The organism is Mycobacterium sp. 360MFTsu5.1, from assembly GCF_000383495.1.
GTDB classification, from domain to species: Bacteria; Actinomycetota; Actinomycetes; order Mycobacteriales; family Mycobacteriaceae; genus Mycobacterium; species Mycobacterium mucogenicum_B.
Genome location: NZ_KB911469.1, coordinates 222,758 through 247,703, shown reverse-complemented (window position 1 = coordinate 247,703; position 24,946 = coordinate 222,758). Strand labels below are relative to the sequence as shown.

Sequence of the window (24,946 nt, the reverse complement as noted above, 5' to 3'; positions counted from 1 at the left end):
CGCATGACACGAGATCAAGTAACCGAAGAGATCGTCGCCGCGCGTCTGGCGAAAGGCCTGACATGGCAACAGTTGGCGGATGCGCTGGAGCGTCCGTTGGTGTGGACGATCGCCGCATTGCTCGGCCAGCACCCGGTGCCCACCGAACTGGGTGCCAAGGTCGTGGCACTGCTCGGTCTCGACGAGTCCGTCATTCCCGTCCTGGCAGCGGTGCCGATGCGCGGCGGGTTGCCGACCGCGGTGCCCACCGACCCGACCATTTACCGGCTCTACGAAGCGCTTTCGGTATATGGACCAGCGCTCAAGGAAGTCATCCACGAGCAGTTCGGTGACGGCATCATGAGCGCCATCAACTTCAGCATCGACCTGCAACGTAAGTCCCACCCAGGCGGCGACCGCGTGGTGATCACGTTCGACGGGAAGTTCCTGCCCTATGAATGGAACGCGGCGACGAACTGATCGCTGCCGACCGCCTGGCGTCCCGGCCGCAGGAAGGCGCCACCTATCGACCAGCGAACTTACCGCGCGGTAAGATGCGCGCATGACGCAGCGCAGCATGCCCACTCTCGATGGCGTGACCCATGAATATGTGCAGGCCGGTGACGTGAAAATCCACGTGGCTGCGGCCGGGCCGGAGGGTGGACGCCCCGTCGTGCTGTTGCACGGCTGGCCGGAGAACTGGTTCATGTGGCACAAGGTCATTCCGGCGCTGGCCGATGCCGGCTACCGGGTGCACGCCATGGACCTGCGCGGCGCCGGCTGGAGCGAGGTCACCCCGAAGGGTTACGAGAAGGAACAGTTCGCCTCCGACGTGCTCGCCGCGGCGACGGCGCTGGGGCTGGACACCTTCGACCTGGTAGGCCATGACTGGGGCGGCTGGACCGCGCAGCTGGTGGCGTTGAAGGCGCCGGCGCGCGTCAAGCGGTTGGCGATCCTCAACATCCCGCCGGTGTGGCAGGAGCCGGGCCGGGTCGCACGGCATGCCCACAAGCTGGCGTACCAACTTGTCGTGGGCGCTCCGGTCGTTGGACCGCTGTCGCACCTGTCACCGACGCTGTGGTGGTTCATCCGCCGCAGCGGCATGCCCCAGGAGTCGGTGGACTTCTTCCGCAGCTGCTTCCGCGACCGGGACCGTCGCGTCGCGGGCTCAAAGATCTACCGCGCCATGGTCGGCAAGGAGTTCGCGAAACTGGCGCGTGGTCCCTACGACGATCAGAAGCTCGCGATGCCGGTGCGCGTCCTGTTCGGTCTCGACGATGTGGCGGTGCATCCGTCGCTGCTGGAGGGCTTCAAGGATCACGCCGACGATCTGAACATCACCGAGGTGCCCAACTGCGGTCACTTCATCATCGACGAGCAGCCCGATCTCGTGATCAAGTGGCTCTCGGACGTGCTGGCCGAGTCACGGCAGAGCTGACGTTGTCGGGCAGTTCTGGCAATCCGACCCAACCGCCGCGGCCGGATGCCCGGTGGCGAACAATGATCTGATGGTGAATCCCGAGCTCGTACCGTTCGGCGACGTGTCCACCGAGCTGGCGGTGATCGAGGCCGCGGAACCCCCGGGCCTTCCGGGCAGCAATCCGACTCTCGCGCTGCAGCATATGGAAGCCGCGCTGGTTCGGGCCGACCTCGACTGCCCCGACGTGCTCAGCCCCGAGCAGTTCCGGCGCTTGCGCTACCTGTTGAGCTTCGCGCGTCTGACGGTGTTCGAACCGGGCGCGGCCGGTCCGGGCGGTACCCGGGGTCGCGGCGACGTGACGGTTGGTGACGAGATCGCCGGCTTCCGCGCGCGAGTGATCGATGCGCTGTACCACGCACTGCGCGGGCGGACCACCGCACAGGAACGGTTGGACGCGGCGAAGGCGATCCTCGAGACTTTCGCCGAGGACGTCGACTATGAGCGGTCGCTGCTGCTGGAGCGCCACGCCAACGACTTCTCCGCGGCGGAACTCGATGCCGAACTCGGTTACAAGACCTACGTCGCGGTCCTGGGCGGCGGGGGCGGCGCCGGCTACGTCTATCTGGGCGGCATGCAGCGCATGCTCGCGGCGGGCCTGCCGCCCGCCTACATGTTGACCAACTCGTTCGGCGCCATCGTCGGCAGCGTCATGGCCCGCGTCCTGCCGGTGCCCATCGAGGACTACGTCGCCTGGGCGAAGACCGTCACCTACCGCGGCGTCCTGGCCCCGGCCCGGACCCGCCGTCGCCACGGACTCAATGGCCTGTTCTCGTTGCAGTTCAACGAATTCGCCAAGGAGATGTTCACGCGCGAAGACGGTGAACCGATGCGGATGACGGATCTCTCGATCCCGTACGAGACCGTCGTCGCCGGCGTCCGGAAGCAGTCATTCGATCGGCTGCCCGGCCAGTTCCATCCGTCGCACTTCACGATGATGGGGGTGCGCGCGCTCGAGCACCTCAAGCTGGGCTACGCGCCCGGCGTCGTCAACCGGCTGTGGCAGGTCGCCGCGTTCATCGATTCCCGCGTCGTCAAGCCGATCGTGCTCGGCGGCGACGATCTGACGGCCGACTTCAATGTCGTTGACGCCGCGAGCTTTTCGTCGGCGATCCCGGGGATTCTGCATCATGAGTCGAGTGATCCGCGGATGTGGGGCCTGCTCGATCAGCTGCTCGTGGAGAAGGATGTCGCCGCGTTGGTCGACGGGGGAGCGGCGAGCAACGTCCCGATCGAGCTGGCGTGGAAGCGAATTCAGGACGGTCGCCTCGGCACCCGCAACGCGTGCTACATCGGCTGGGACTGCTTCCATCCGCAGTGGAACCCGAGACACCTTTGGCTGCAACCGATTACCCAGGCGCTGCAGTTGCAGATGGTCCGCAACGCGCCGTTCGCCGACCGTGTCATCCGGTTCAGCCCTACGCTGTCTCCGGTGACGTTGGCTGCCGCGCCGGAGGCCATCGACCGCGCGATCGAGTGGGGCAACGCCTCGGTGGAGAGTTCGGTGCCGTTCGTGCAAAGGCTCACCGAACCGGTGTGGTGGAAGGGAAGTCAGCCGCCGCAGGTCGATCGGACACCGGTTCGGGTCTCCGCTCCGTTGCAGCCGATGGCCACGATTCTGGACGGTGCCCGACGGGCCGCCGAATACGTACCGCGGGTCACTCGGGTACGGCGCCGGGTCGCGGCCGTCGGGGACCGCATCCGCAAGTCGCAGTCCGAGTCGACCTAGGCGCTCGGTCAACGCCAGTGGCGATCACCGGCCATGCGGAGTACGAGGATGGCGAGCCACGCGGCGATGGCGCACACCTGTATCCGCTCCACCAGCCCCACCATGGCTGTTGAGTCCGTCAGGCACATGGCGACGTCGACACTGCCGAGAAGCGCGGCCACGGCTGCGGCAGAAAGTCCGGAGACGCCGAGCCTGCCGTAGCCCGGCTGTCGTGTCAGCGCTGCCCCGTAGAGGCCGATGGCACAGACGAGTGCGGTGAACCCGATGAGGCTGGAAGCGGTATGGGGTTGCACGACCTGCGTCGTGTGGATCGCTTCTTCCGTTGCGCGGCAGCTCACGTCGATCGACGGCGCGCACGGCATGGTCCACAGGCCATCGACCATCGACGAGACGCCGGCGACCATCGCGCACAGATGCGCGACCGACGCCTGCCTCGTCGGCGGCCAACGCATCAGCAGGTTGGCAACGGCGATCAAGCCCACCCCGGCCACGATGTCGCTGACCCGGAAGAACGCACGTGCCGGTTGGCCTGCGACCGCCAACTCGCTGACGTATGAGCGCAGCGGGCTCAGATGCGAGTTGACCAGCCACGCCACCGGGAAGTCGCAGTATGCCAATATCCCCACGAACGCGGTGAGGGTGACGACGACCGACAGCGACGCGCGGCGATCCTGGACCATCTCGGCATTCATGTTCGGCTGATACCCACTTCCGCCGGGTCCAACGTAGTCCGACGCGGACCGTCGTTGCGTGGCCTTGCGGAAAGTGTTGGTGGGCGCACAGCTGCGGCCGATTTCCAACGCGTTTCCAACTGCCTGCCACTACGTTCCCGTCATGACCCGATCCACCGGTTTCATCGGCACGACCGTCATCGTCGGGGTCCTCACGCTGCAGCTGAGCGCGTGTACCTCGACCATCAAACCCGAAGGCGCCGCGCAGTCGGTGACCGACATGGTGAGCAGCAAGACCGGATTCCACCCGACCGATGTCAAGTGCCCGTCGGGCATCGACGCCAAGGTCGGCGGCGAATTCGACTGCACCTTCACGGGACCGGAAGGGCCATACAAGGCGCATCTGAAGATCACCAGCGTCGATGGCGAGAAGGTCGGCTTCGACATCAGGACGAACCGGAGCTGACGTCGGCGACGCGAGCGAGAATGCCGTTATCAAATAGGTAGAACATTCCTTCCGGTCGCGGTATCGTGGCGGGGTCATGGCCGAGTGGTTCTTGTTCCTGCCGCAGGTGCGGCTGAGTATTGGCGACATCGTCGAGCGCGCACGGGTGGCCGAGGAGTCGGGCTTCGATGGCATCGCCTTCATCGACCACCTCGAAGCGCCCGGCGCCCCGGATCGCGGTATCTGGGACGCCACGGCCATTGCCGCCTGGGTCGCGGCGCATACCCAGCGGCTGCGCGTCGGGCACCTGGTCCTGTGTGACGGTTTCCGTCATCCGGCGGTGCTCGCCAAGCACGCCGTCACGATGTCCGCCGCGTCGGGCGGGCGGTTCGAGCTCGGTCTGGGCGCGGGATCGATGCCTGCCGAGTTCGAGCGGTTCGACATCGACAACGCCGACGACGCCCCGGCCCGCTTCCGGCGGCTCGAACGTGACCTGCAACTGATCCGCCGGTACTGGGGCGACGACGGCGACGACGCACAGGTCCCGCGCCGGGAACACCCGATTCCCTTGGTGCTGGGCGGTGTCGGCAAGAAGATCATGGAACTCGTTCGCAGACATGCCGATTGGTGGAACCTGCCATGCAATCACCTCGACCGGCTGCAACTGCTGCGCCCGCAGGCGGGCGCAGCGCGGGTGTCGGTGCAGCAGATGGTCGGTTTCGTCGGCTCCGCAGCGGACCGCGCGACGGTCACCGAGACGAGCACGCGCCGCTTCGGGCATCTCGGTGCCGGACTGACCTGCGGTACGGCCGACGAGCTAGTCGACCACTTCGGGCGGATGAGTGATCTTGGCGCCGAACGGTTTTACGTCTGGTTCGCCGATTTCGCCGAGCCCGATACCTTGCGGGAATTCGCCGAGACGGTGGTGATGGCGGCATGAGTTTCGTGGACCGCCCCGACTACCGTGTCGATATCCATCGCCGCCGCAACAGGATTACAGCCGAGTACGACGGACGACTGCTCGCGTCGACCGCGGCCGCGTTGCTCGTCGACGAGCAGGACCACGGCCTGGTGTTCTACTTCCCGCGGTCGGACGTCCACATCGAACTGCGCAAGGACCCGGACGCGACAAGCCGCTGCCCGTTCAAAGGGCAAGCCACCTATTGGCGATTCGACAACGACGGAGACGAACCGGTGTGCTGGAGCTACGAGGACCCGACCGAACAGGTGGCGCGGCTGCGCGACCACATCGCGTTCTATCAAGACCGCGTTGTCGTCCGCGTCGCCCAGGCTCACCCCGCTGTCCTCGGGTACGGCCACGCATGACGACGCCGTCCTCCGTCACCGGAATGCTCGAGGTGTTCGACGTCCAGCCTGCGGGCCCCGGCCGGTTCCGCGGCTTCAGCGACGGTGGGGAACGCGCTGTCGTCGACGGCACGCAGCTGCTGGCGCAGTCCATCGTGGCGGTCGCAAAGCAGTTGCCGAACAAAGCGATTCGCTCCGCCCACGCGATCTTCGGCCGGGCCGTGCAGGTTGATCTGCCAGTCGACTTTGCCGTCGACGTAGTCAACGACGGCCGTAGTTTCGCCGTGGCGGTCGTCGCGGTCGAGCAGGGCGGCCGGCGCTGCGCGACGGTGACGGTGTTGGCAGACACCCCGACACCCGACGTGATCCGCCACCACGCGGACCGCCCCGACATCGCGCCTCCCGCCGAGTCGAATCCGAGCCCCATGCCGATGATCGGCCGCGAACTGCGCCTCGTCGACGTTCTCGACGTCAACAGTCCCGACGAGGTCGGTCCGCCCGAATTGCACGCGTGGCTGCACTACGATCCGATCCCGCGCCGCGACGACCTGGCCAAGGCGCTGCTCGCGCACTTCACCGGCCACCTGTCGATCTCGGCGACCATGCGTGCGCACGCCGGCATCGGTACCAGCCAGGCACACCTCACCGTGTCCACGGCGCCGATGACGGTCACCGTGGCGTTTCATGAACCCGTCGGCTGGGACGGTTGGCTGCTGTACTCCCACGACAGCACCCAGGTCGGTGCCGGAATGTCTTATGTCCGAGGACAAGTCCACACCGAGGACGGTCGACTCATCGCCTCGTTCACGCAGGAGGGCATGATCCGTCCGCTACGGACCACCGACACCGCCGTCGCCGCGACGGCGCGGTTGTAGTCGGCATGGCAACCGGTGGCCGCCGTGACCGAACCGGTGAGGACGGTCATGTCTCATATACTGTGAATGCAACAGTAACCATTATAATTAGAGGAACCGAGGTCGCGTAATGCCCACACCCGTCATCGTCGGTGCTGTCCGCACAGCGATCGGCCGTTCTTTCAAAGGCACCCTCGTCAACACTCCGCCGGAGACGCTGATCACCACCGTCCTGCCGGAGGTGGTGCGGCGTGCCGGCATCGACCCGAATGCGATCGACGATCTCATCTTCGCTGAATCCCATTACGGTGGTGGTGATCTCGCTCGTTATGCGGCCGATGCCACCGGTATGCAGCATGTGCCCGGGCAGTCTGTGAACCGGCATTGCGCGGGTAGCCTCACCGCGATCGGCAATGCGTCGGCCCAGATCGGCTCGGGCATGGAGCGGGTACTGATCGCCGGCGGCGTGCAGTCGCTGTCGATGAATCCGCTGGTGAGTTGGCGCATCCCGGGGCCGGAGCTGAAATTCGAAGAGCGATGGATGCCGCCGACGCACGTCGAGACGCCGGATGCGCCGGCCAAGGACATGTCGATCACCGTCGGCTGGAACACCGCGCAGGCCATGGGCATCACCCGTGAAGAGATGGACGCCTGGGCCGCGCGGTCGCACCAGCGGGCCATCGCCGCGATCGATGCCGGCAAGTTCCTCGACGAGATCGTGCCGCTGAAGGTGCAATTGCCCGACGGCTCGGTGGTGGACTTCAGTGTCGATGAGCATCCGCGGCGGGAAACCACCGCCGACAAGCTCGCCGCCCTGAAGCCCCTGCACCCTGAGATCGAGGGCTTCTCCATCACTGCCGGCAACAGCAGCGGCACCAACGACGCCGCGGCCGCGGTAGCGATCGTCGACGCCGCCTACGCCGAGGCGGAGAACCTGACGAAGATGGCCACCGTGCGCGCGTGGGCTGCCGCCGGTGTCGCGCCGCGGGACACCGGCCTGGGTGCGCTACGGGCCATCGACAAGGTGCTGCAGCGTGCGGGCCTGCAACCGGCTGATGTTGCGTTGTGGGAGGTCAACGAGGCGTTTGCGTCGGTGTCGATCGCGGCCTGTAAGGAATTCGGTCTCGACGAGGAGAAGGTCAACTTCTCCGGAAGTGGTTGCAGCCTCGGCCATCCCATCGCCGCGTCGGGCGCTCGGATGGTGACGACCCTGATCTATGAGCTGCAGCGGCGCGGTGGCGGCATCGGTGTCGCCGCGATGTGCGCCGGCGGGGGCCAGGGCGGCGCCGTCGTCATCGAGGTCTGAGCCGGACTAGGCGCGCAGCGCCTTGCGGCTCCGGGGCGCCGGTTTCTTGTTCGCCTCGATCAGGCGTTCGGCCTGATCGAGGATGCACTCGAGTCCGAAATCGAAATTGCTCTCGTCGACGGTACCCAGGTGATGGCCCTCGCGGACGGCGCGGGCGAGCAACGGGGTGGTCTCGGCATCGATGGTCATGGCGTCCTGGAGGTCGCCCAGCACCTTGCCGTCGGCCTGATTCTTGTCGCGAAGGCGTTGCAGCACAGCCGATCCGCGGACGTGCACCGATACCGCCGAATAGATGTCGAAAGCGCTCTGCGGCGGCAATCCGGCCTCCACCAGGCTCGCAATGGCCTTTTCGACAGCCTGCACGCCGACACGGGCGGCCCGCGGGCTGAGCGCGGAGCGGATGAGGATCAGGTCGCACAGAATCGGGTTGGCCACAAATGCCTCACGCATGGTGCGGGCATGGTTGCGCAGCGTCGAACGCCAGTCCTTGGCTTCGACATACGGCGTGGCGAACACGTACTCGCGCAGGGCGCGGTCCGTCATTGCGTTGAGCAGGTCGTCCTTCTTGCGGAAGTACCAGTAGATGCTCGTGACGCCCACGCCGAGGTGTTTGCCCAGTAGCGGCATGCTGAGGTTGTCGATCGAAACCTGTTCGGCGAGTTCGAATGCGCCGTTGATGATGTCGTCTGGGTTGATCGAACCTCGCTCACGCCGTTGGCGCTTCTCGGCGGTTGCCACCTTTGCCACTGTCGGCACCTCCATCACGATCGATGCTGCGCAACTGTTGAATCTACCGCGTGCGGTCCTCTCGACTGGCACGCCTATCTACTGTAAGAGTTATGGTAAGTACTTCTGTGTAGCGTGGAGGGCGGACGATGGCAGATGAAGTCCTCATCGAGCGGCAGGACCGCGCTGTCGTCGTCATCATCAATCGTCCGGATTCGCGCAATGCCGTGATCAGCGGTGCTGGCGGAAACAACTGTGCTGGAGTGCATTTCAATCTGACAGAGAGGGTCACGTGAGCGACCAGATTGCCGACGTCGTCCTGATCACCGGTGCATTCGGGCAGGTCGGGAAGCGGTGTGCGGAGATCCTGCTCAGCCGGGGGCGAACCGTCATCGCCATGGACCTGCAGAACGACAAGACCACCGCGGTCGCCGCCGAGCTCGCCACCCAGTCGCGCGACGGAACACTCGTCATCGCTTATGCAAATCTGCTCGACGCGGACACCATCGCCGAGTGCGTGACCCGAAACAAGCCGGCGGCCATCGTGCACCTGGCGGCGATGCTGGCCCCGGTGTCGTATCGAAACCCGTTACTGGCACGCAAGATCAACGTCGACGGGACACGCAATCTCGTGGCGGCCGCGCGCGCACTTGCCGAACCGCCGCTGTTCATCGATGCGTCGAGCGCATCGGTCTATGGATCACGTAATCGGTACACCCATCCGCAGCGCATCACCGCTCAGACCCCGGTGAACCCGATCGACCAATACGGCGAGGACAAGGTGCTCGCCGAAGAAGTGGTACGCGCCAGCGGGCTGCCGTATGCGGTGCTGCGCCTCGGGGGAGTCATCTCGACCGACGTCTCGGCCAACTTCAACGCCGACTACCTGGTGCTGATGCGCGCGACGCCGCGGGACAATCAGTTGCACACGGTCGATGCCCGCGACGTCGCACTCGCATTCGCGAACGCCGTTGACCGCCGTGAAGCGGTGACCGGCAAGACTCTGTTGATCGGTGGCGACGATACGCATCTGCATGCTTTCCGGGATGTCGAGGACGACATGATGCAGGCGTTCGGCATCGGGCGGCTCGGGCCGTCGGCGAGCCTGCCTGGGGATCCGGACGATGAGCGGGGTTGGGGCTTCACCGGCTACTTCGACACCACCGAAGCGCAGGAGCTGCTGCAATTCCAGGAGCATCCCTGGACTGAGACGGTGTCCTGGGTTGCGGAATCCCTGGGGCGCGCCCGCACGCTACTGAAGGTGTTGGGGCCGGCGATCCGTCCGGTACTGCGGACGTTGCTCGCGGTCCAGCGGAAGGTCGAGCGGCGCGGTCCGTATGCCGATCCGTGGGCACTGATCGAAAAGAGTTATGGGCCAGGCGCTTTGGCTGGCGGGCAGGCCCGAGCGGTAGTGGACGAACGCCTCTAGTCACCGCGCCGCCGGCGCAGGGGTGTATCAGTGCGGACCTGCCCAGGTGTCGACGCTGACGATGTGTTTCGCGTACTGAGCGCCTTTATGGAAGTAGCGTTCTCCTTTCTGATAACCTGATTCTCATGGTCAAGACAGGTAGCCGGCTGCGCAGTCAGGTCTGTGACACCCAAGTGATCGTCGTCCGGACGGGGGACAGCCTCGACGATCTGCGGTGCGGTGGTGCCCCCATGGTGGCGCTCGATGCCGAGGTCGACGGTGCGGCGGTCGCGGACCCGAAGTTGTGCCACGGTTCCGTGATGGGCAAGCGATACGTCGACGACGCCGCGGCGGAGGTCTTGGTCACCCGGGCCGGCGCCGGCACATTGAGCGTCGGGTCGACACCGCTCGTCCTCAAGGAAGCCAAACCCCTCCCCGCGAGCGATTAGGAGTGACCATGCAGAAAGCGCTTGCCCCGGAAATCTCGACGTGGCCGGACGCCGACCCGCAGCTGATCGGCAGTCAGTGCGGTGCCTGCGCGGCGTCGACGTTCCCGCGCCAGGACCGTTGCCCGAAGTGCAGCAAGGCCGAGATGTCCGACGTGCTGCTGCCGCGGCGCGGCACGGTGATCGCCTGGACCACACAGGGTTTCCCGCCCGGAGCACCGTACGCCGGCCCGACCGGCAAGGACTTCGTGCCGTTCGGCGTCGGGCTGGTGCAGCTCGGTGACGTCATCCGGGTCGAGGGCCGACTGACCGAGAATGATCCGGCAAAGTTGAAATTCGGCATGGAGGTCGAGCTCACCATGGCGCCTTTCGCCACCGACGCCGACGGCGATGAGCTGGTCACCTTCTGGTTCAAGCCGGTGGCGGCATGAGCAACGACGTAGCGATCATCGGCGTCGGTATCCATCCGTTCGGCCGGTTCGACAAGACCGCCATGGAGATGGGCGCCGAAGCGATCCAAGGTGCGCTGACCGATGCCAACCTGGAGTGGAAGGACATCCAGTTCGGCTTCGGCGGCAGCTATGAGGTGTCCAACCCCGACGCGGTGACCCGCCTGGTGGGGCTGACGGGCATCACGTTCACCAACGTGTTCAATGCCTGCGCCACCGCGGCCAGCGCCATCCAGCAGACCGCCGACACCATCCGGCTCGGTAAGTACGACATCGGGATCGCGATCGGTCTCGACAAGCACCCGCGTGGCGCCTTCACCGACGATCCGGCCAAGCTCGCGCTGCCGCAGTGGTACGCCAACAATGGACAGTTCGTCACGACGAAGTTCTTCGGGATGAAGGCCAACCACTACATCAACAAGCACGGCATCTCCGAGGAGACCCTGGCGCGGGTGGCCAACAAGAACTTCCGCAACGGCATCTTGAACCCGAACGCGTTCCGGCGCAAGGAGATCACCGTTGACGAGATCATGGCCTCGCCGGTGCTCAACTATCCGTTGCGCCAATACATGTTCTGCGCACCCGACGAAGGCGCTGCCGCGGTCATCATGTGCCGAGCCGACATCGCCCACCGCTATACCGACAAGCCGGTCTACGTGCGCGCCAGCGAGATCCGCACCCGTACCTACGGCGCCTACGAGGTGCACGCCACCTCCGCGCCGCTCGACGAGGACGTGTCGCCCACCGTCTACGCCGCCAAAGCCGCCTACGAGGCCGCCGGCATCGGGCCGGAGGACGTCGACGTCGCGCAGCTGCAGGACACCGACGCGGGTGCCGAAGTCATCCACATGGCCGAAACCGGGCTGTGTGCCGACGGTGAGCAGGAGAAGCTGCTGGCCGATGGTGCCACCGAGATCCATGGGTCGCTGCCGATCAACACCGATGGCGGACTCATCGCCAATGGCGAGCCGATCGGCGCGTCGGGGCTGCGCCAGATGCACGAGCTGGTGCGCCAGCTGCGCGGTGAGGCGGGGGAGCGGCAGGTGCCGGGCAATCCGCGCGTCGGTCTGGCCCAGGTCTACGGCGCGCCGGGCACCGCGTCGGCGACCATCTTGAGCCTGTAGGGGGAGACTGCGACATGGCCGACTACAAGTACGTCACGTACGAAACCCTCGACGAGGGCACCATCGCCCGAATCATGTTGAACCGCCCGGACACTCGCAACGCGCAGAGCCGCGGCATGCTCACCGAACTGCATGAGGCGTTCCTGCAGGCCGAGGCCGACGACACCGTCCGCGTCGTCATCCTCGGCGGGCTGGGGCCCATGTTCTCCTCGGGCCATGACCTCGGCTCGTCGCAGTCGCGCGCTGAACGCGCGCCCGGACCCGACCAGCACCCGAGCTTCCGGATCAACGGCGCCACCCGTCAGGGCGCCGAGATGCTGATGCTGCAGGAGTGGCACTACTACTTCGAGAACACCCGCCGGTGGCGCAACCTGCGCAAGATCACCGTCGCCCAGGTGCACGGCGACGTGTACGCCGCCGCACTCATGCTGATGTGGGCGTGCGACCTGATCGTCGCGGCCGACAACACCACGTTCGCGGACGTGGTGGGCACCCGGTTGGGTATGTGCGGTGTCGAATACTTCGCGCACCCATGGGAATTCGGGCCCCGCAAGACGAAAGAGCTGATGCTCACCGGAGACAGCCTGTCAGTGGACGAAGCCCACCGCATGGGTATGGTGAGCAAGGTGTTTCCGGCTGACGAACTTGCTGACCGCACACTGGAATTCGCCCGACGGATCGCCGCGGTACCGACGATGGCTGCCCTGCTGATCAAAGAGTCCGTCAACCAGACGCAGGACAACATGGGCTTCTACAACTCCCTCAACGCCTGCTTCACCCTGCACGAACTGAATCACAGTCACTGGGCGCAGGTGCACGACAACGGGTTTCCGGTCGGGCTTGAGGAGGACGGCCTGCCGAACTGGCGCACCGCGCCGCCCGTGGTGTCGGCGGTCAAAGATCAGGTGCGCGGCGGGGAGTGATCAGGGCCGACCCTCGAGCGCGGCGAAGTTGACCGTCGCTGTCGCGGCGAGATCGCCGTTGCCGCGCCGGATTTCGATCTGAACGACCGCTGAGCGCCGACCTCGGTGCACGATCCGTGCCTCCGCGCGGGCCGGACCGGTGTCGATGCGGCGCAGGTAGCGGATGTGCAGGTCGGTGGTGGCGATGCCGGTGCCGAACGGTGCTCACGAGGCCGGTCTCCAGTTCGTCGCTGTCATCTTGTTCACCATCAAATGACCGATCGCTCGCGGGCCTGCTAGCCGAGGAACAGATCCGGGATCGGGTCGGATCCACCGCCGTACCGGGTCAGGTCCTTGCCGGCCGCGGTGAGGACGTCGGCGTCGATGAAACAGCCTGCAGTGCAGTCGGTGGCCCGGCGCAGCAGAATCTGGACCGCCGCGTCACCCATGATCGCCGGGCTGCGCGACGAGTCCAGCAGCGCTGCGCCGTCGGCCATGTTGGCGACCGCCGAGGTGGCGATATAGGTCTCGGGCCAAAGGCAGTTGAACGCGATGCCGGCATCGGCGTATTCGGCCGCCCAGCCGAGTGACAGCAGGGTCATCCCGTACTTCGACAGCGTGTACGCCGGGTGCGCACCCAGCCAGCGTGGCGTCAGGTTCAGGGGTGGCGCGATGGTCAGCACGTGGGCGTTGTCCGACTGGCGCAGGTGCGGCAGCGAGGCCTTCGTCAACAGGAAGGTGCCCCGGATATTGACCTGCTGCATCAGATCGAACTTCTTGGCGGACAACAGCTCTGTCGGCTCGACGCCGATCGCGCTCGCGTTGTTGACGCAGATGTCGACACCACCGAAGCGCTCGACCGCCACGTCGACGACGCGGTTGACGTCGTCCTCGGAGCGGATGTCACCGACCACGGCGGCGGCCTTTCCGCCGGCAGCCTCGATCTCGGCCGCGGCGGTGTAGACCGTACCGGGCAGTCGGGGATGGGGCTCGGCGGTCTTCGCGAGCAGTACGACATTGGCGCCCTGCTGTGCGGCGGCCACGGCTATCGCCAGTCCGATACCCCTGCTCGCTCCGGAGATCACCATTGTCTTGTCGGCGAGTGCGTGGTCCGTCATCGTCCTCCTCAGGAGCTGTTACCGAAAATGGTATTGGCATTCTCTTTTTTTGCAAGTACGTTATCCATTGATGGATAACGATGGCCAGACTCCGTCCGGAATACCGCTGAAGCCGGTCTACGGACCCGCGGATCGTCAGGGCGATCCGCCGCAGCCGGGTGAATTCCCCTTCACCCGGGGAAATTTCGCGTCCGGGTACCGCGGAAAGTTGTGGACTTTCCGTCAGTACTCGGGTTTCGGCACTGCCGAGGAGTCGAATCAGCGCTACCGCTATCTACTGGATCAAGGCGGGACGGGACTCTCGGTCGCCCTTGATCTGCCGACGCAGTGCGGCTACGACTCCGACGACGAGGAGTACGGCGAGGAGGTCGGCCGCGTCGGCGTCGCCGTCGACACCCTGGCCGACGCAGAAGTGCTGTTCGATGGCATTCCGCTGGACAAGATCAGCACCAGCTTCACGATCAACGGGACGGCCGCCATCCTGTTGGCGTTCTACGTCGCGGCCGCGGAGAAGAAGGGTGTGCCGCGCGAAAAGCTCACCGGCACAATCCAGAACGACATCCTCAAGGAGTACGCCTCGCGCGGAACCTGGATCTGGCCGCCCGAGCCGTCGCTGCGCCTGATCGCCGACACCATCGAGTTCTGTGCTGCCGAGGTGCCGAGATTCAACGCGATTTCGGTGGCGGGAGCCCACTTCCGTGATGCCGGCGCAAACGCCGTGCAGGAGATGGCGTTCACGCTGGCGGACGGTGTCACGTATTGCGACACGGTCGTCGAGCGGGGCCGGATGACCATCGAAAAGTTTGCGCCGCAGATTTCCTTCTTCTTCTACACGCACGGCGATTTCTTCGAGGAGATCGCCAAATACCGTGCGGGACGCCGCCGTTGGGCCACCATCGTGCGCGAGCGTTATGGCGCCACCACCGACAAGGCGTCGATGTTCCGGTTCGGGTGCGTCTCGGGCGGGGCGTCCCTGTATGCGCCGCAGGCGCAGAACAATCTGGTGCGGGTCGCCTACGAAGCGCTGGCCTCGGTGCTCGGCGGCGTACAGTCCATGTTCACCGCGGCGTGGGATGAGCCATTCGCCCTGCCCAGCGAGGAGTCCGCGACGCTGGCCCTGCGGACCCAGCAGATCCTGGCCTACGAAACCGGCGTCGCCAAGGTGGCCGACCCGTTGGGCGGCTCATATTTCGTCGAGGCACTCACCGACGCCACCGAAGAGAAGATCATTGAGATCATGCGCGATCTCGAGTCGCACGGCGGCATGGTGCGCTGCATCGAGGACGGTTACCTGCAGGGGCTGATCGCCGACGAGGCGTTCAAGATCCACCAGGAGACCGAGTCGGGCGAGCGCCCGGTGGTCGGGGTCAACAAGTTCGTCGTCGACGAACCCGCGCCCGACCTCGCCACGTATGAACTGGATGCCGAAGGCCGCGACAAGCAGCTCAAACGGCTGGCCAAGGTGAAGGCTGAACGCGACGATGTCGCGGTGAAGGAAGCCCTTGCCGCCCTGGCTCGTTCGGCCGATGGCGACGACAACTTGATGCACCGGCTCATCGATTGCGCGAATGCTTACTGCACGGTGGGAGAGATGGTGTCGACGTTGAAATCGGTGTGGGGCGAGTTCCAGCAGCCGGTGGTGTTCTGATGCTGCGCACGCGAGGAGCGATCTGATGGCAGTCCGCGTATTGGTGGCCAAGCCCGGGCTGGACGGTCACGACCGGGGCGCCAAGATCGTCGCCCGGACCCTGCGGGACGCGGGCTTCGAGGTGATCTACACCGGTATCCGGCAGCGGATCGAGGACATCGTGTCGATCGCTCTGCAGGAGGACGTCGCCCTCGTCGGCCTGTCGATCCTGTCCGGTGCGCACCTGGCGCTGACGGCGCGCACCGTCGAAGCGCTGCGGGCCGCCGACGCCGGAGACATCGCGGTCGTCGTGGGCGGCACGATTCCGTTGGGCGATGTGCCGAAACTGCTGGAAGTCGGTGCGGCGGCAGTGTTTCCCACCGGTACGGGGCTCGACACCCTGGTGGCGGAAGTGCGCAAGCTGACGTCGGAAAGCGCGGTGGGCTGACATGCGCCTCGGTGTGATGATCGGGGCCGAGCGCGGCGACATGGCGCGCAAGGTCGCCAAACTGGTCGCCGACATCCAGTGGGCCGAGAGCGCGGGGCTCGACAGCGCCTGGATGCCGCAGGTTCCCAACGATTTCGACTGCCTGACGATGGTGGCGTTGATGGCGGCGAACACATCGCGCATCGAACTCGGTACGGCGGTGGTTCCGCTGCAGGCGCAGCATCCGGTCGCTCTTGCCCGTCAGGCACTTTCGGTGCACGCCATGTCGGGCGGTCGCCTGGCTCTGGGTGTCGGGCCGTCGCATCATTGGATCGTGCGCGACATGCTGGGCCTGCCCTATGACAAGCCCGCCGCGTATACCCGTGACTACCTGCAGGTGCTGAACACCGCGATCAGTGGTCCGGGAGCCGTTGACGTGGAGAATGATTCGTTCACCGTGCACAATCCGACGGTGCTCGGCGCGGATACCCCGATGCCGGTGCTGGTGTCGGCGCTGGGGCCGGTGATGCTGCAGATCGCCGGTGGGCACGCTGACGGCACGTCGCTGTGGATGGCCGACGAGAAGGCGATCGGCGAGCACATCGCGCCCAAGATCAACAAGGCCGCCGCCGAAGCGGGTCGGCCTGCGCCACGCATCGTCGCCGGCATCCCGGTCACGCTGTGCGCCAACTCCGAGATCGACGCCGCCAAGGACCGGGCGAACCGCATCCTGGCCGAGGCAGAGACATCGCCGAATTACCAGAAGCTGCTGGACCGCGGGGACGCCCGGAGCGTCGGCGACCTGTGCGCGGCCGGCGACGAAGAGTCGATTCTCAAGCGGTTCAGGCAGTTCGCCGACGCGGGCGTGACGGATCTGTCGGTACGCCTGCTGCCCATCGGGGACAACCGCGACGAGTTGATCGCCTCGAAGCACCGCACGCGCGAGGTGATCGCCGAGCTCGCCAAGGCAGTCTCGTGAGACGTCGAGGCGGCGCGTTTTCGCGACTTTTCGGCGAAACCGCATCACAAACCGTAGTCTCGGCGCCGAAATGAATGCTCCTCTCGCCGGTATCCGGATTCTCGAGGTCGGCGTCATGCTGGCCGGCCCGTACGCGACGATGCTGCTCGCGGATCTGGGTGCCGAGGTGATCAAGATCGAGCCGCCCGGCGGGGAGATTTCCCGGCAGGTCAGCGACAGCTACTTCGCGAGCCTCAACCGCAACAAGACCAGCATCTGCCTGGACCTGGCGTCGGAAGCGGGCAAGGCGCGGCTCGGCGAGCTGGTCGCCGAATCCCATGCGCTGCTGGTGAACATGAAACCTTCGGTGATTCGCCGGCTGGGCCTGACGTATCAGTCGCTGCGCCAGTTCAACGAGAAGATCGTCTGTGTGGCGATGACGGGCTTCGGGCTGGACGGCGGCGACGACCCGGCATTCGACTACGTCATCCAGGCGGCGACGGGAGTGGCCGCGATGACCGGCGACCCGGACGGGCCGCCGACGCTGCCCGGTTACTCATCCGCGGACAATTCCACCGGCATGGCGGCGGCGCTGGGCCTGCTCGCCCAGATCGTGTCGGGGCGTGGTGGTCAGGTCGAGGTGTGTCTGCGCGACGTGATGCTGTCGCAACTGAACTACCGTGCGGCGGCGTATCTGAACGATGGCACGCACCCGAGCCGGCACCCGAACGGGGCGCACTCGTATTACGTACCGGCGCAGCTCTTCGAGACGGCGGACGGGTATCTGGCGTTGTTCATCACCCACGACGGCTTCTGGAGATCGTTTGTGGGGGAGGCGGGCATCGACCGCAACGGTGAGATTCCGTTCGCCACCATGGCGGAACGAGCCGCGAGCCGGGACGAGGTGCTCGCGGTGGTCGAGGAGGTGCTGTCCACCGACACCGCCACCGGCTGGGAAAAGCGGCTGCGTGCGCTCGGCATTCCGGCGGCAGCCGTTCGCACACTGCCGGAAGCCTTGGATGCGACGCCGGAAATGATCGTCACCGCAGGCGATTTCCGGTTGATCGGCAGTCCGATCCGAATCGCCGGCCACCACGCAGAGTACCGGCCGGCGCCGGCTCAGTCGTCGTAACGCACGGTCACCGACGCGGTGTCCGGAACTGCTTGGCAGGTCAGCACATAACCCTCGGCGACTTCGTCGTCGTCCAGGGCCTCGTTGTTGCGCATCGTGGCGCTGCCTTCGGTCAACATGGCGATGCAGGTGCCACAGTTGCCTGCCTCGCAGGAGAACGGTGGCGCCAGCCCGGCCCGCCGGGCGCTGTCCAGTAGCGTCTCATCGCCGACGCGGGGGACCGACACCTTCTGCCGGTCGAGGTGAATGGTGATCGTGCCCGTGCCCGTGCCCGCGTCCGTGCCGGTCGTCGCCGTCGTCGTGGCTGGCCCCATCATCGTCCCATCGTCGCGTATTGTCGTTCTAACTATAGGAGAATATGATTCTCGGTATCAACCGGAAATCTTCTCACTCTGCTGGAAGGAGCGGGCGCGACGTGGCTGACGGTGCGGTGCTCGCCTTCGATCAGCGGGAGTACAGCCGGCCGGAGCTCGACGCCCTCGCCGGCGGGATGGCCGCCGTGTTGGCCGACCGGGGCGTCGGTGTGGGTGACCGCGTCGCCCTGATGTCGTCGACCCGCCCGGAATTCGTGATTGCGCTGCACGCCATCTGGCGTCTGGGCGCCGCCGCCGTGCTGCTCAGTCCGGCATGGCGGCGCGCCGAGGTGCAGCACGCGCTGGCGGTGACGGCGCCGTCATGCGCAGTCGGCGACAGCGCTGTTCTCGCTGATCTGATGCCGATGCTGCATCTCGACGAGCCCATCGCCGCGAAGGACTCACCCGCCGGCACTCCGGCGCCGGATTCGGATGCCGTGCTGGCCTTCAGCTCCGGTACCACCGGGATGCCCAAGGCAGTCCGCCATAGCCACCGTGGGCTGGCTGCTGCCGTGCGCCAGTGGCGCGCCGCGCTCGGTCTGTCCGCCGCGGACCGCCTGCAGGTGATGACCCCACCGTCGCACATTCTCGGCCTGCTGAACATCATGACGGTGCTGGACGCGGGTGCCTGGATTCGGTTACATCCGCGATTCGACGTCGAAGCCATGCTGCGCCACATCGAAACCGACCGCATCACCATCGAAATGACGGTGGCGCCAATCGCATTGGCTCTTGCCGCCCACCCACGGCTGGAGACCTACGACCTCTCGTCGCTGCGGTACCTCATGTGGTGCGCGACGCCGGTGACCGCGACGGTGGCCGAAGAGATCACGCGCCGTACCGGCGTGGGCTGGGTAACCGCTTACGGGACAACCGAATTGGTCGTCATCGCGTGCGATGACCTCACTGGTGGGCGGTTGGACACCGTCGGCAGGCCGGTGCCCGGCGTCGATGTGCGCATCGCGGAGTCCGGAGAGATCGAGGTGCGCTCGGAAGCGGTGATGGCCGGCTATCTTCCCGCGGAGGAAACCTCGACGGTCATCGTCGACGGCTGGTTCCACACCGGTGACATCGGACATTTCGATGAGTCCGGGCGGCTACGGATCACCGACCGGCGCAAGGAGATGATCAAGGTGCGGGGCTTCCAGGTGGCCCCGGCCGAGATCGAAGCGGTCCTGCATTCGCATCCCGCCGTCGCCGACTGCGCGGTGTTCGGGCTGCCCGACGCACGAGACGGTGAGACGGTGGTGGCTGCGGTGGCCACGAACTCGGCCGTCACCGATGGCGAATTGATGGACTTGGTCGGCGCCAGACTGGCCTCCTACAAGCGGCCGAGCCGCGTTGTGTTCGTACCCGAAATCCCGCGGCTGCCTTCCGGGAAGGTGCTGCGCCGAGTGCTCAAGGAGCGCCTGTGGACGTCCGTCTGACCGCCGAACAGCGGCAACTCGCCGAATCGGCCGCCGAATTGGCTGCCGATTTCGGCCTGCACTCGGTCGCCGACCTCGATGATGCCGGCCGCCGCACTCAGCTGGAGAAGGCCGTCGACAGCACCGGGTTTCGGACGCTGCGCTCTGACGGGGCCTCCGGCGTCGAGGTGGCCATCGTCGCCGAGGAGTTCGCTCGCGGACTTGTCGACGTGCCGTTCCTAGGGCCGGTGCTGGCCGATGACCTCCGGCGGATACTCGGCCGAGAGCCGGAAGCCGCAAGTGCGCAACCGGATTCGGTCGATCTGCTGGGCGGAGTGACCGGCGTGGCGGAATGGCCGCCCGAATTGAGTGAGCTGTCCGCGGAGGACGCCGGCCGCTGGCATGCACTGGCGCTCACGGTCACGTGTGCCGATCTCGTCGGTGCCGCGCGCGGGGTGCATGCGCTGGCCGTCGACTACGCCAAGGTGCGCGAACAGTACGGTGCGGCGATCGGCTCGTATCAGGCCGTCGCGCATCTGCTGGCCGAAAGCCTTGCGCTCATCGAGGGCTCGGTCAGCGTGCTGCGGCACGCCGCCTGGGCTGTTGATGCCCTGCCCGCCGCCGAGGCGATCGAAGCGGCACGGGTTGCCAAAATCTACTGTGCGCGTGCGGCATTGACGGTCTGCGAGACGTCGATCCAGGTGCACGGCGGCATCGGCAACACCTGGGAATGTCTTGCGCACGTGTACCTGCGTCGCGTTCTGACCGCCACCGAGCTGTGGCCGGCCAAGTTGGAGGAGCTGACCATTGGACTTTCGTGACTCACCGGAGGAAGCCGCTTTCCGGGACCGGCTCCGGAATTGGCTGACCGAGCAGAAGGGCAGGTTCCCGACCTCGGGCGACGAATACTGGGCGGCTCAAGGTGATTGGCACCGCGCGCTCTACGGCGCGGGCTTCTTCGGCACCTCGTGGCCGCGACAATTCGGTGGGCAGGAACTGCCGCCGGTGTACGACGTCATCGTCGACGAGGAGATCGCGAAGGCGGGAGCGCCGGCGCGGCCGAGTCTCGGCTACCTCGTGGTGGGACTGGGCCACCACGGCAGCAAGGAACTGCAGCAACGGTTTCTGCCCGGGATGATCAATGGCACCGAGCGCTGGTGCCAGGGCTTCTCCGAGCCGGGTGCGGGCTCGGATCTCGCGTCGCTGACCACGACGGCCACGCGCGACGGTGACGAGTACGTCATCCACGGACACAAGGTCTGGACGAGCTATTCCGATGTGGCCGACTGGTGCCTGGTGCTGGCGCGCACCGACAAGGACGTTGCAAAGCACAAGGGCATCTCGGCGTTCATCGTCTCGATGCACCAGCCGGGCATCGAGCAGCGGCCGTTGAAGATGATCAGCGGTGTCACCAAGGAATTCGGCCAGGTGCTGTTCGACGGGGCCCGCGTGCCGGCGGAGAACATGGTCGGTGCGCCGGGGGAGGGCTGGAAGCTCGCGATGACGGTCGTCAGTCACGAGCGCGAACCCTCGACCCTCGGGTTCTCGGCGCGCTACGGAAAACTGGTGCGGCAGTTAGCCGCCCGGGTCGACGGCACGCCGCCGGAAGCGCTGTCGTGGGCATGGGTGCAGACCGAGATGCTGCGCCTGCACGTGCGCAGGCGGTTGTCCGAGCAGCTCGACGGGATCACGCACGGGCCGAACGGTTCCCTCGACAAGCTGCTGATGACGTGGACCGAGCAATCGGTGGGGCATGCGGCGCTGGCGACGGTCGGCACCGGAGATCCCGAGTTGTTCGGCGCCTACATGTACAGCCGTGCCCAGAGCGTGATGGGCGGCACCTCGCAGATTCAGAAAAACATAATCGCACAACGCATTCTGGGATTAGGAGTCTGACTTGTACGGCATGCCAACGGAAATCGACGTAACGGCCGACGGCCCGCTGCGGATCATCACGCTGAACCGCCCGGAGGAGCTCAACGCCGTCAACGACCCGCTGCACGTCGGTCTGGCGAGCATCTGGGAGTCACTCAACGAGGACGCCGACGCCCGGGCGGCGGTGATCACCGGAGCCGGCCGGGCCTTCTCCGCGGGTGGCGACTTCAACTATCTCGACGAGCTGCGCCACGATGAAGCCTTGCGGCAGAAGACCATCAAGCACGGCCGCGACCTCGTCATCGGTATGGTCCGCTGCCGCATCCCGGTCGTTGCCGCCGTGAACGGGCCGGCAGTCGGTCTCGGGTGCAGCTTGGCCGCGCTGTCGGACATCGTCTACATGGCCGAAAATGCGTTCTTCGCTGACCCGCACGTGCAGATCGGTCTGGTTGCGGCCGACGGTGGTCCGCTGGTCTGGGGGTCGCAGATAAGCCTGTTGCAGGCCAAGGAGTTTGCGTTGACAGGTGTGCGGATCAAGGCGGCCCGCGCCCTCGAGCTCGGTCTGGCGAATCATGTCGTCGCCGACCCGTTGGCCGAAGCCATCGCGTGCGCCAAACAGCTCGCGGAGTTGCCCAAGCAGGCCGTCGAGGCCACCAAGCGTCTGATGAACATCCAGCTGGAGCGTTCGGTGATGGCGTCGCTGGACTACGCGAACCTCGCGGAGTACGTGTCTTTCGGCACCGCCGACTTCAACAAGATCGTCGACGGACTGATCGCCAAGGGATAGTCGCGATACGAAAGTGGGGGTCACGCCGTCGGAGTGACCCCCACTTTCGTACCGGGTGGCCGGTCAGCGCGGCGGGAAGCGCAGGGCGCCGTCGAGACGGATGACTTCGCCGTTGAGGTAGTCGTTTTCGATGATGCTCTGGGCCAGTTGCGCGTACTCCGTCGAGCGGCCCATGCGCTTGGGGAACGGGATCTGCGGGGCCCAGTACTTCTCCAGTTGGTCGGCCGCCTGACCGTAGGCCGGGGTGTTGATGGTGCCCGGTGCGATGCTGACGACCCGGATGCCCAGCGGTGACAGGTCGCGGGCGGCGACCAGCGTCATCCCGAGTACGCCGCCCTTGGCCGCGGAGTAGGGGAGCTGGCCGATCTGGCCTTCCATGCCGGCGATCGACGCGGTGTTGATGATGACGCCGCGGGCGCCTTCCTCGAGCGGGTCGGTCTTGGCGATGGCGGCTGCCGCGAGGCGCATCACGTTGAACACAGCCGTCAGATAGAACTTGATGGTTGTCTCGAAGCCGTCGAGTCCCAGCGGCGAGCCATCCTTGCCGATCAGCCGTCCGCCGGCGGCCGGACCGCCGTGCGTGTCCACCGAAATCCGTAGCGGTCCAAGCGATTCGGCCTCGGCGATGGCGGCTTGCACAGATTCCTCGGAGGTGGCGTCGGTGTGGACGTAGCGAATACCCAGCTCGTCCTGCAGGGCTTTGCCCTTGTCGTCGGCGACATCGGCGACCACGACTTTCGCGCCCGCGGTGACGAGGCGCCGCACTGTTGCTTCGCCGAGCCCGCCGGTACCGCCGACGACGATGGCCGAGCTGCCACTGATCTCCATACCGCCTACCCTTCGTGCAAGGAATGCTCTCTTCATTGGAGAATAACATTCTCAATCAAGGGGGTGGGTCGGATAGAGTGCGGATGATGACGATCGACGAGCTCATCGCGGCGGCCCGCAGCGGTTCTCTCCGCGCGATCGGTCGACTGCTGAGCCTTGTCGAGAGTCCGCGCCGGACTGAGGTTCTCGACGCCCTCGGCGGCTCGCGGCCGCCCAGGGTGCTGGGGGTGACGGGGCCGCCCGGTGCCGGAAAGTCCACGACGGTCGGCGTGCTCGTCGGGGCCTACCGTGCGCGCGGGATGCGGGTGGCGGTGCTGGCCGTCGACCCGTCGTCGCCGTACAGCGGCGGCGCGCTGCTCGGCGACCGGATCCGGATGGCCGCGCACATCAACGATCCCGACGTGCTGATCCGGTCGGTGGCCACGCGCGGCCACCTCGGTGGCCTGGCCGCCGCGGTGCCGGCCGCCATCAGAGTGTTGGCGGCGCTGGCGTATGACCTGATCGTGCTCGAAACGGTCGGCGTCGGGCAGTCGGAGGTCGAGGTCGCCGCGATCGCCGACCCGACGATCGTGATCCTCAACCCCGGCGCCGGTGACGCGGTGCAGGCCGCGAAGGCCGGTCTGCTCGAAGTCGCCGACATCGTCGTCGTGAACAAGGCCGACCGGGACGGCGCCGACCAGACGGTCCGTGATCTGCGTGGCGAGACCGCCGTGCCGATCCTCAAACTCGTTGCCGCGCAGGGTGAAGGACTGTCCGAGTTGATCGACGCGATCGACGCGCATCACCGGGCCGACGATGCGGCCCACCGCGCCGCGCGTGCCCGTGCACAGATCCTGTCGCTGGCGCTCACCCGGCTGCGGGCCCATCCCGACCTCGATCGGCTCGCCGAAGCGGTCGCGAGCGGTGATGACGACCCCTACTCGGCCGCCGAGCGATTGTTCGCCCGCGAACCCTAGAGGCCGAGCATTCGGCGCGTCATCTCCAGGAGTTGCGTACGCAGGGTGTCGTCGTCGATATCGGCGACCAAGGGGTGCATCACCGCCACGCTGATCGCGCTCGACAACATCGCCGCGTGCAGCCTGGCCGCGACACCGTCCTCGGTGCCCAGCAGTGCGCCGTACAACCGCTCGACGAACCGCTGAAACGGCTCGTGTTCGGCCTGTAGTCGGATGATGACGGGATCAAATTGCAGCACGTTCACCGCGCCGCGACGATCGATGGCGAGGTCGATCACCCTGCCCAGCAATACTTCCCGGGCTGCAGCCGCCTGGCCGGTGGCCTCGGCGGCGTCGAGCGCATCCTCCAGCTTGCCGAGTTCGCGCTCAGTGATCGCGACGACGATCTCTTCTTTGGTCTTGAACTGCTTGTAGACGGCCGCCTTCGTCACGCCCATCGCGTCGGCGATCATCTGCAGCGATGTGCCACTGACGCCGTGCGCCGCGATCAGGGTCAGCGCGGCATCGAGCACCCGGGTCTGTGCGGCGCTGCGCGTGATCTCGCTGAATCTCCCCACGCGCCAAAGCCTAGCTGAGTATTGACCGCTAGGTTGCCGATCGGCTACCGTGCGGAAGTAGCCGATCGGCAACCGAATCGGCGGATGGAGGGAGTCCCCTG

Annotated in this window: 29 protein-coding genes and 1 pseudogene; 23 read left to right on the top strand and 7 right to left on the bottom strand. The window is 66.2% G+C overall.

What is annotated here, in order from left to right; translation table 11 throughout:
* Positions 1-3 precede the first annotated feature (3 nt).
* The 3 genes from cynS to H289_RS0120285 all read left to right on the top strand — a co-directional run bounded on the left by cynS (position 4) and on the right by H289_RS0120285 (position 3,185).
* Positions 4-459, top strand: coding sequence for a cyanase (gene cynS, locus H289_RS0120295; protein ID WP_020102653.1), 456 nt, complete (start codon positions 4-6; stop codon positions 457-459).
* A gap of 82 nt (positions 460-541) precedes the next feature.
* On the top strand, positions 542-1,417 hold the full coding sequence (locus H289_RS0120290; protein WP_020102652.1) for an alpha/beta fold hydrolase: 876 nt from the start codon (positions 542-544) through the stop codon (positions 1,415-1,417).
* A 70-nt stretch (positions 1,418-1,487) separates the two neighbouring features.
* On the top strand, positions 1,488-3,185 hold the full coding sequence (locus tag H289_RS0120285; protein ID WP_051128549.1) for a patatin-like phospholipase family protein: 1,698 nt from the start codon (positions 1,488-1,490) through the stop codon (positions 3,183-3,185).
* An 8-nt stretch (positions 3,186-3,193) separates the two neighbouring features.
* Here the strand turns inward: H289_RS0120285 and H289_RS0120280 are convergent, their stop codons facing one another.
* Positions 3,194-3,877: a DUF998 domain-containing protein gene (locus tag H289_RS0120280; RefSeq protein WP_020102650.1), complete on the bottom strand. Its 684-nt coding sequence runs from the start codon at positions 3,875-3,877 to the stop codon at positions 3,194-3,196.
* A 142-nt stretch (positions 3,878-4,019) separates the two neighbouring features.
* On the opposite strand from H289_RS0120280, the gene H289_RS0120275 reads away from it, so the two are divergent.
* The 5 genes from H289_RS0120275 to H289_RS0120255 all read left to right on the top strand — a co-directional run bounded on the left by H289_RS0120275 (position 4,020) and on the right by H289_RS0120255 (position 7,766).
* Entirely contained in the window at positions 4,020-4,322 is a 303-nt protein-coding gene (locus tag H289_RS0120275; protein ID WP_036420991.1) for a DUF4333 domain-containing protein, read from the top strand.
* A 76-nt stretch (positions 4,323-4,398) separates the two neighbouring features.
* Positions 4,399-5,241, top strand: a complete 843-nt coding sequence (locus H289_RS0120270; protein ID WP_020102648.1) for an LLM class flavin-dependent oxidoreductase — start codon at positions 4,399-4,401, stop codon at positions 5,239-5,241.
* Positions 5,238-5,627, top strand: coding sequence for a DUF427 domain-containing protein (locus H289_RS0120265; RefSeq protein WP_020102647.1), 390 nt, complete (start codon positions 5,238-5,240; stop codon positions 5,625-5,627). Before H289_RS0120270 ends, H289_RS0120265 begins: the two co-directional genes overlap by 4 nt.
* Entirely contained in the window at positions 5,624-6,481 is an 858-nt protein-coding gene (locus tag H289_RS0120260) for an acyl-CoA thioesterase (RefSeq protein ID WP_020102646.1), read from the top strand. The genes H289_RS0120265 and H289_RS0120260 overlap by 4 nt, the downstream gene beginning before the upstream one ends.
* 109 nt (positions 6,482-6,590) lie before the next feature.
* The gene (locus H289_RS0120255; protein ID WP_020102645.1) at positions 6,591-7,766 is read left to right on the top strand and encodes a thiolase family protein; all 1,176 of its coding nucleotides are present in this window, start codon (positions 6,591-6,593) and stop codon (positions 7,764-7,766) included.
* 6 nt (positions 7,767-7,772) lie between these two features.
* Here H289_RS0120255 and H289_RS0120250 read toward each other — a convergent pair whose 3' ends face one another.
* Positions 7,773-8,513 (bottom strand): TetR/AcrR family transcriptional regulator, encoded by a 741-nt coding sequence (locus H289_RS0120250; protein ID WP_029105494.1) that lies wholly within the window; start codon positions 8,511-8,513, stop codon positions 7,773-7,775.
* Between the two features lie 128 nt (positions 8,514-8,641).
* On the opposite strand from H289_RS0120250, the pseudogene H289_RS33115 reads away from it, so the two are divergent.
* The 6 genes and pseudogenes from H289_RS33115 to H289_RS0120220 form a co-directional block, all read left to right on the top strand.
* Positions 8,642-8,758 (top strand): annotated as a pseudogene (locus tag H289_RS33115) (crotonase/enoyl-CoA hydratase family protein); the annotation flags it as partial.
* Positions 8,759-8,784: 26 nt separating this feature from the next.
* Positions 8,785-9,921, top strand: coding sequence for an NAD-dependent epimerase/dehydratase family protein (locus H289_RS0120240; protein WP_020102642.1), 1,137 nt, complete (start codon positions 8,785-8,787; stop codon positions 9,919-9,921).
* A 125-nt stretch (positions 9,922-10,046) separates the two neighbouring features.
* Positions 10,047-10,349: a hypothetical protein gene (locus H289_RS0120235; protein ID WP_020102641.1), complete on the top strand. Its 303-nt coding sequence runs from the start codon at positions 10,047-10,049 to the stop codon at positions 10,347-10,349.
* An 8-nt stretch (positions 10,350-10,357) separates the two neighbouring features.
* Positions 10,358-10,777, top strand: coding sequence for a Zn-ribbon domain-containing OB-fold protein (locus H289_RS0120230; RefSeq protein ID WP_020102640.1), 420 nt, complete (start codon positions 10,358-10,360; stop codon positions 10,775-10,777).
* Positions 10,774-11,919 carry a thiolase family protein gene (locus H289_RS0120225; protein WP_020102639.1) on the top strand — a complete coding sequence of 382 codons (1,146 nt, stop codon included), beginning with the start codon at positions 10,774-10,776 and terminating at the stop codon, positions 11,917-11,919. Before H289_RS0120230 ends, H289_RS0120225 begins: the two co-directional genes overlap by 4 nt.
* 14 nt (positions 11,920-11,933) lie before the next feature.
* Positions 11,934-12,842, top strand: a complete 909-nt coding sequence (locus H289_RS0120220) for an enoyl-CoA hydratase (protein ID WP_020102638.1) — start codon at positions 11,934-11,936, stop codon at positions 12,840-12,842.
* Here H289_RS0120220 and H289_RS33735 read toward each other — a convergent pair whose 3' ends face one another.
* Both H289_RS33735 and H289_RS0120205 read right to left on the bottom strand, forming a co-directional pair.
* Positions 12,843-13,028 carry a PaaI family thioesterase gene (locus H289_RS33735; protein WP_081633477.1) on the bottom strand — a complete coding sequence of 62 codons (186 nt, stop codon included), beginning with the start codon at positions 13,026-13,028 and terminating at the stop codon, positions 12,843-12,845.
* Positions 13,029-13,117: 89 nt separating this feature from the next.
* On the bottom strand, positions 13,118-13,939 hold the full coding sequence (locus tag H289_RS0120205) for an SDR family oxidoreductase (protein WP_020102636.1): 822 nt from the start codon (positions 13,937-13,939) through the stop codon (positions 13,118-13,120).
* A 70-nt stretch (positions 13,940-14,009) separates the two neighbouring features.
* On the opposite strand from H289_RS0120205, the gene H289_RS0120200 reads away from it, so the two are divergent.
* From H289_RS0120200 to H289_RS0120185, 4 genes are all read left to right on the top strand, one after another.
* A complete protein-coding gene (locus H289_RS0120200) occupies positions 14,010-15,587 on the top strand; it encodes a methylmalonyl-CoA mutase family protein (protein WP_020102635.1) in 1,578 nt (525 codons plus the stop codon).
* Positions 15,588-15,612: 25 nt separating this feature from the next.
* Positions 15,613-16,014: a cobalamin B12-binding domain-containing protein gene (locus H289_RS0120195; protein ID WP_020102634.1), complete on the top strand. Its 402-nt coding sequence runs from the start codon at positions 15,613-15,615 to the stop codon at positions 16,012-16,014.
* Position 16,015: 1 nt separating this feature from the next.
* Positions 16,016-16,972: an LLM class F420-dependent oxidoreductase gene (locus H289_RS0120190; RefSeq protein WP_020102633.1), complete on the top strand. Its 957-nt coding sequence runs from the start codon at positions 16,016-16,018 to the stop codon at positions 16,970-16,972.
* 70 nt (positions 16,973-17,042) lie between these two features.
* Entirely contained in the window at positions 17,043-18,083 is a 1,041-nt protein-coding gene (locus tag H289_RS0120185) for a CaiB/BaiF CoA transferase family protein (RefSeq protein ID WP_020102632.1), read from the top strand.
* On the opposite strand, the gene H289_RS0120180 is transcribed toward H289_RS0120185, so the two are convergent.
* Positions 18,071-18,400: a 2Fe-2S iron-sulfur cluster-binding protein gene (locus H289_RS0120180; RefSeq protein ID WP_020102631.1), complete on the bottom strand. Its 330-nt coding sequence runs from the start codon at positions 18,398-18,400 to the stop codon at positions 18,071-18,073. The genes H289_RS0120185 and H289_RS0120180 overlap by 13 nt on opposite strands.
* 98 nt (positions 18,401-18,498) lie before the next feature.
* Here H289_RS0120180 and H289_RS0120175 point away from each other — a divergent pair, with 98 nt between their 5' ends.
* From H289_RS0120175 to H289_RS0120160, 4 genes are read left to right on the top strand one after another with little or no spacing between them, the layout of a single operon-like run.
* Positions 18,499-19,863, top strand: coding sequence for a class I adenylate-forming enzyme family protein (locus tag H289_RS0120175; protein ID WP_020102630.1), 1,365 nt, complete (start codon positions 18,499-18,501; stop codon positions 19,861-19,863).
* Positions 19,848-20,663: an acyl-CoA dehydrogenase family protein gene (locus tag H289_RS0120170; RefSeq protein ID WP_020102629.1), complete on the top strand. Its 816-nt coding sequence runs from the start codon at positions 19,848-19,850 to the stop codon at positions 20,661-20,663. The genes H289_RS0120175 and H289_RS0120170 overlap by 16 nt, the downstream gene beginning before the upstream one ends.
* Positions 20,650-21,738: an acyl-CoA dehydrogenase family protein gene (locus H289_RS0120165; RefSeq protein WP_020102628.1), complete on the top strand. Its 1,089-nt coding sequence runs from the start codon at positions 20,650-20,652 to the stop codon at positions 21,736-21,738. Before H289_RS0120170 ends, H289_RS0120165 begins: the two co-directional genes overlap by 14 nt.
* Position 21,739: 1 nt before the next feature.
* The gene (locus tag H289_RS0120160; RefSeq protein ID WP_029105492.1) at positions 21,740-22,504 is read left to right on the top strand and encodes an enoyl-CoA hydratase/isomerase family protein; all 765 of its coding nucleotides are present in this window, start codon (positions 21,740-21,742) and stop codon (positions 22,502-22,504) included.
* A 63-nt stretch (positions 22,505-22,567) separates the two neighbouring features.
* On the opposite strand, the gene H289_RS0120155 is transcribed toward H289_RS0120160, so the two are convergent.
* Positions 22,568-23,332 (bottom strand): SDR family NAD(P)-dependent oxidoreductase, encoded by a 765-nt coding sequence (locus H289_RS0120155; RefSeq protein WP_020102626.1) that lies wholly within the window; start codon positions 23,330-23,332, stop codon positions 22,568-22,570.
* Positions 23,333-23,418: 86 nt separating this feature from the next.
* Here H289_RS0120155 and meaB point away from each other — a divergent pair, with 86 nt between their 5' ends.
* Positions 23,419-24,288 (top strand): methylmalonyl Co-A mutase-associated GTPase MeaB, encoded by an 870-nt coding sequence (gene meaB, locus H289_RS0120150; RefSeq protein WP_029105491.1) that lies wholly within the window; start codon positions 23,419-23,421, stop codon positions 24,286-24,288.
* On the opposite strand, the gene H289_RS0120145 is transcribed toward meaB, so the two are convergent.
* Positions 24,285-24,845 (bottom strand): TetR/AcrR family transcriptional regulator, encoded by a 561-nt coding sequence (locus H289_RS0120145; RefSeq protein WP_020102624.1) that lies wholly within the window; start codon positions 24,843-24,845, stop codon positions 24,285-24,287. The two genes, meaB and H289_RS0120145, sit on opposite strands and share 4 nt — an antisense overlap.
* Between the last annotated feature and the right edge of the window lie 101 nt (positions 24,846-24,946).

What these genes read in the sequence shown, in the direction of transcription:
- cynS (WP_020102653.1), top strand. Translation starts at nt 4, where the DNA reads ATGACACGAGATCAAGTAACCGAAGAGATCGTCGCCGCGCGTCTGGCG.
- H289_RS0120290 (WP_020102652.1), top strand. Translation starts at nt 542, where the DNA reads ATGACGCAGCGCAGCATGCCCACTCTCGATGGCGTGACCCATGAATAT.
- H289_RS0120285 (WP_051128549.1), top strand. Translation starts at nt 1,488, where the DNA reads ATGGTGAATCCCGAGCTCGTACCGTTCGGCGACGTGTCCACCGAGCTG.
- H289_RS0120280 (WP_020102650.1), bottom strand. Translation starts at nt 3,877, where the DNA reads ATGAATGCCGAGATGGTCCAGGATCGCCGCGCGTCGCTGTCGGTCGTC.
- H289_RS0120275 (WP_036420991.1), top strand. Translation starts at nt 4,020, where the DNA reads ATGACCCGATCCACCGGTTTCATCGGCACGACCGTCATCGTCGGGGTC.
- H289_RS0120270 (WP_020102648.1), top strand. Translation starts at nt 4,399, where the DNA reads ATGGCCGAGTGGTTCTTGTTCCTGCCGCAGGTGCGGCTGAGTATTGGC.
- H289_RS0120265 (WP_020102647.1), top strand. Translation starts at nt 5,238, where the DNA reads ATGAGTTTCGTGGACCGCCCCGACTACCGTGTCGATATCCATCGCCGC.
- H289_RS0120260 (WP_020102646.1), top strand. Translation starts at nt 5,624, where the DNA reads ATGACGACGCCGTCCTCCGTCACCGGAATGCTCGAGGTGTTCGACGTC.
- H289_RS0120255 (WP_020102645.1), top strand. Translation starts at nt 6,591, where the DNA reads ATGCCCACACCCGTCATCGTCGGTGCTGTCCGCACAGCGATCGGCCGT.
- H289_RS0120235 (WP_020102641.1), top strand. Translation starts at nt 10,047, where the DNA reads ATGGTCAAGACAGGTAGCCGGCTGCGCAGTCAGGTCTGTGACACCCAA.
- H289_RS0120230 (WP_020102640.1), top strand. Translation starts at nt 10,358, where the DNA reads ATGCAGAAAGCGCTTGCCCCGGAAATCTCGACGTGGCCGGACGCCGAC.
- H289_RS0120225 (WP_020102639.1), top strand. Translation starts at nt 10,774, where the DNA reads ATGAGCAACGACGTAGCGATCATCGGCGTCGGTATCCATCCGTTCGGC.
- H289_RS0120220 (WP_020102638.1), top strand. Translation starts at nt 11,934, where the DNA reads ATGGCCGACTACAAGTACGTCACGTACGAAACCCTCGACGAGGGCACC.
- H289_RS0120205 (WP_020102636.1), bottom strand. Translation starts at nt 13,939, where the DNA reads ATGACGGACCACGCACTCGCCGACAAGACAATGGTGATCTCCGGAGCG.
- H289_RS0120200 (WP_020102635.1), top strand. Translation starts at nt 14,010, where the DNA reads ATGGATAACGATGGCCAGACTCCGTCCGGAATACCGCTGAAGCCGGTC.
- H289_RS0120195 (WP_020102634.1), top strand. Translation starts at nt 15,613, where the DNA reads ATGGCAGTCCGCGTATTGGTGGCCAAGCCCGGGCTGGACGGTCACGAC.
- H289_RS0120190 (WP_020102633.1), top strand. Translation starts at nt 16,016, where the DNA reads ATGCGCCTCGGTGTGATGATCGGGGCCGAGCGCGGCGACATGGCGCGC.
- H289_RS0120185 (WP_020102632.1), top strand. Translation starts at nt 17,043, where the DNA reads ATGAATGCTCCTCTCGCCGGTATCCGGATTCTCGAGGTCGGCGTCATG.
- H289_RS0120180 (WP_020102631.1), bottom strand. Translation starts at nt 18,400, where the DNA reads ATGATGGGGCCAGCCACGACGACGGCGACGACCGGCACGGACGCGGGC.
- H289_RS0120155 (WP_020102626.1), bottom strand. Translation starts at nt 23,332, where the DNA reads ATGGAGATCAGTGGCAGCTCGGCCATCGTCGTCGGCGGTACCGGCGGG.
- meaB (WP_029105491.1), top strand. Translation starts at nt 23,419, where the DNA reads ATGACGATCGACGAGCTCATCGCGGCGGCCCGCAGCGGTTCTCTCCGC.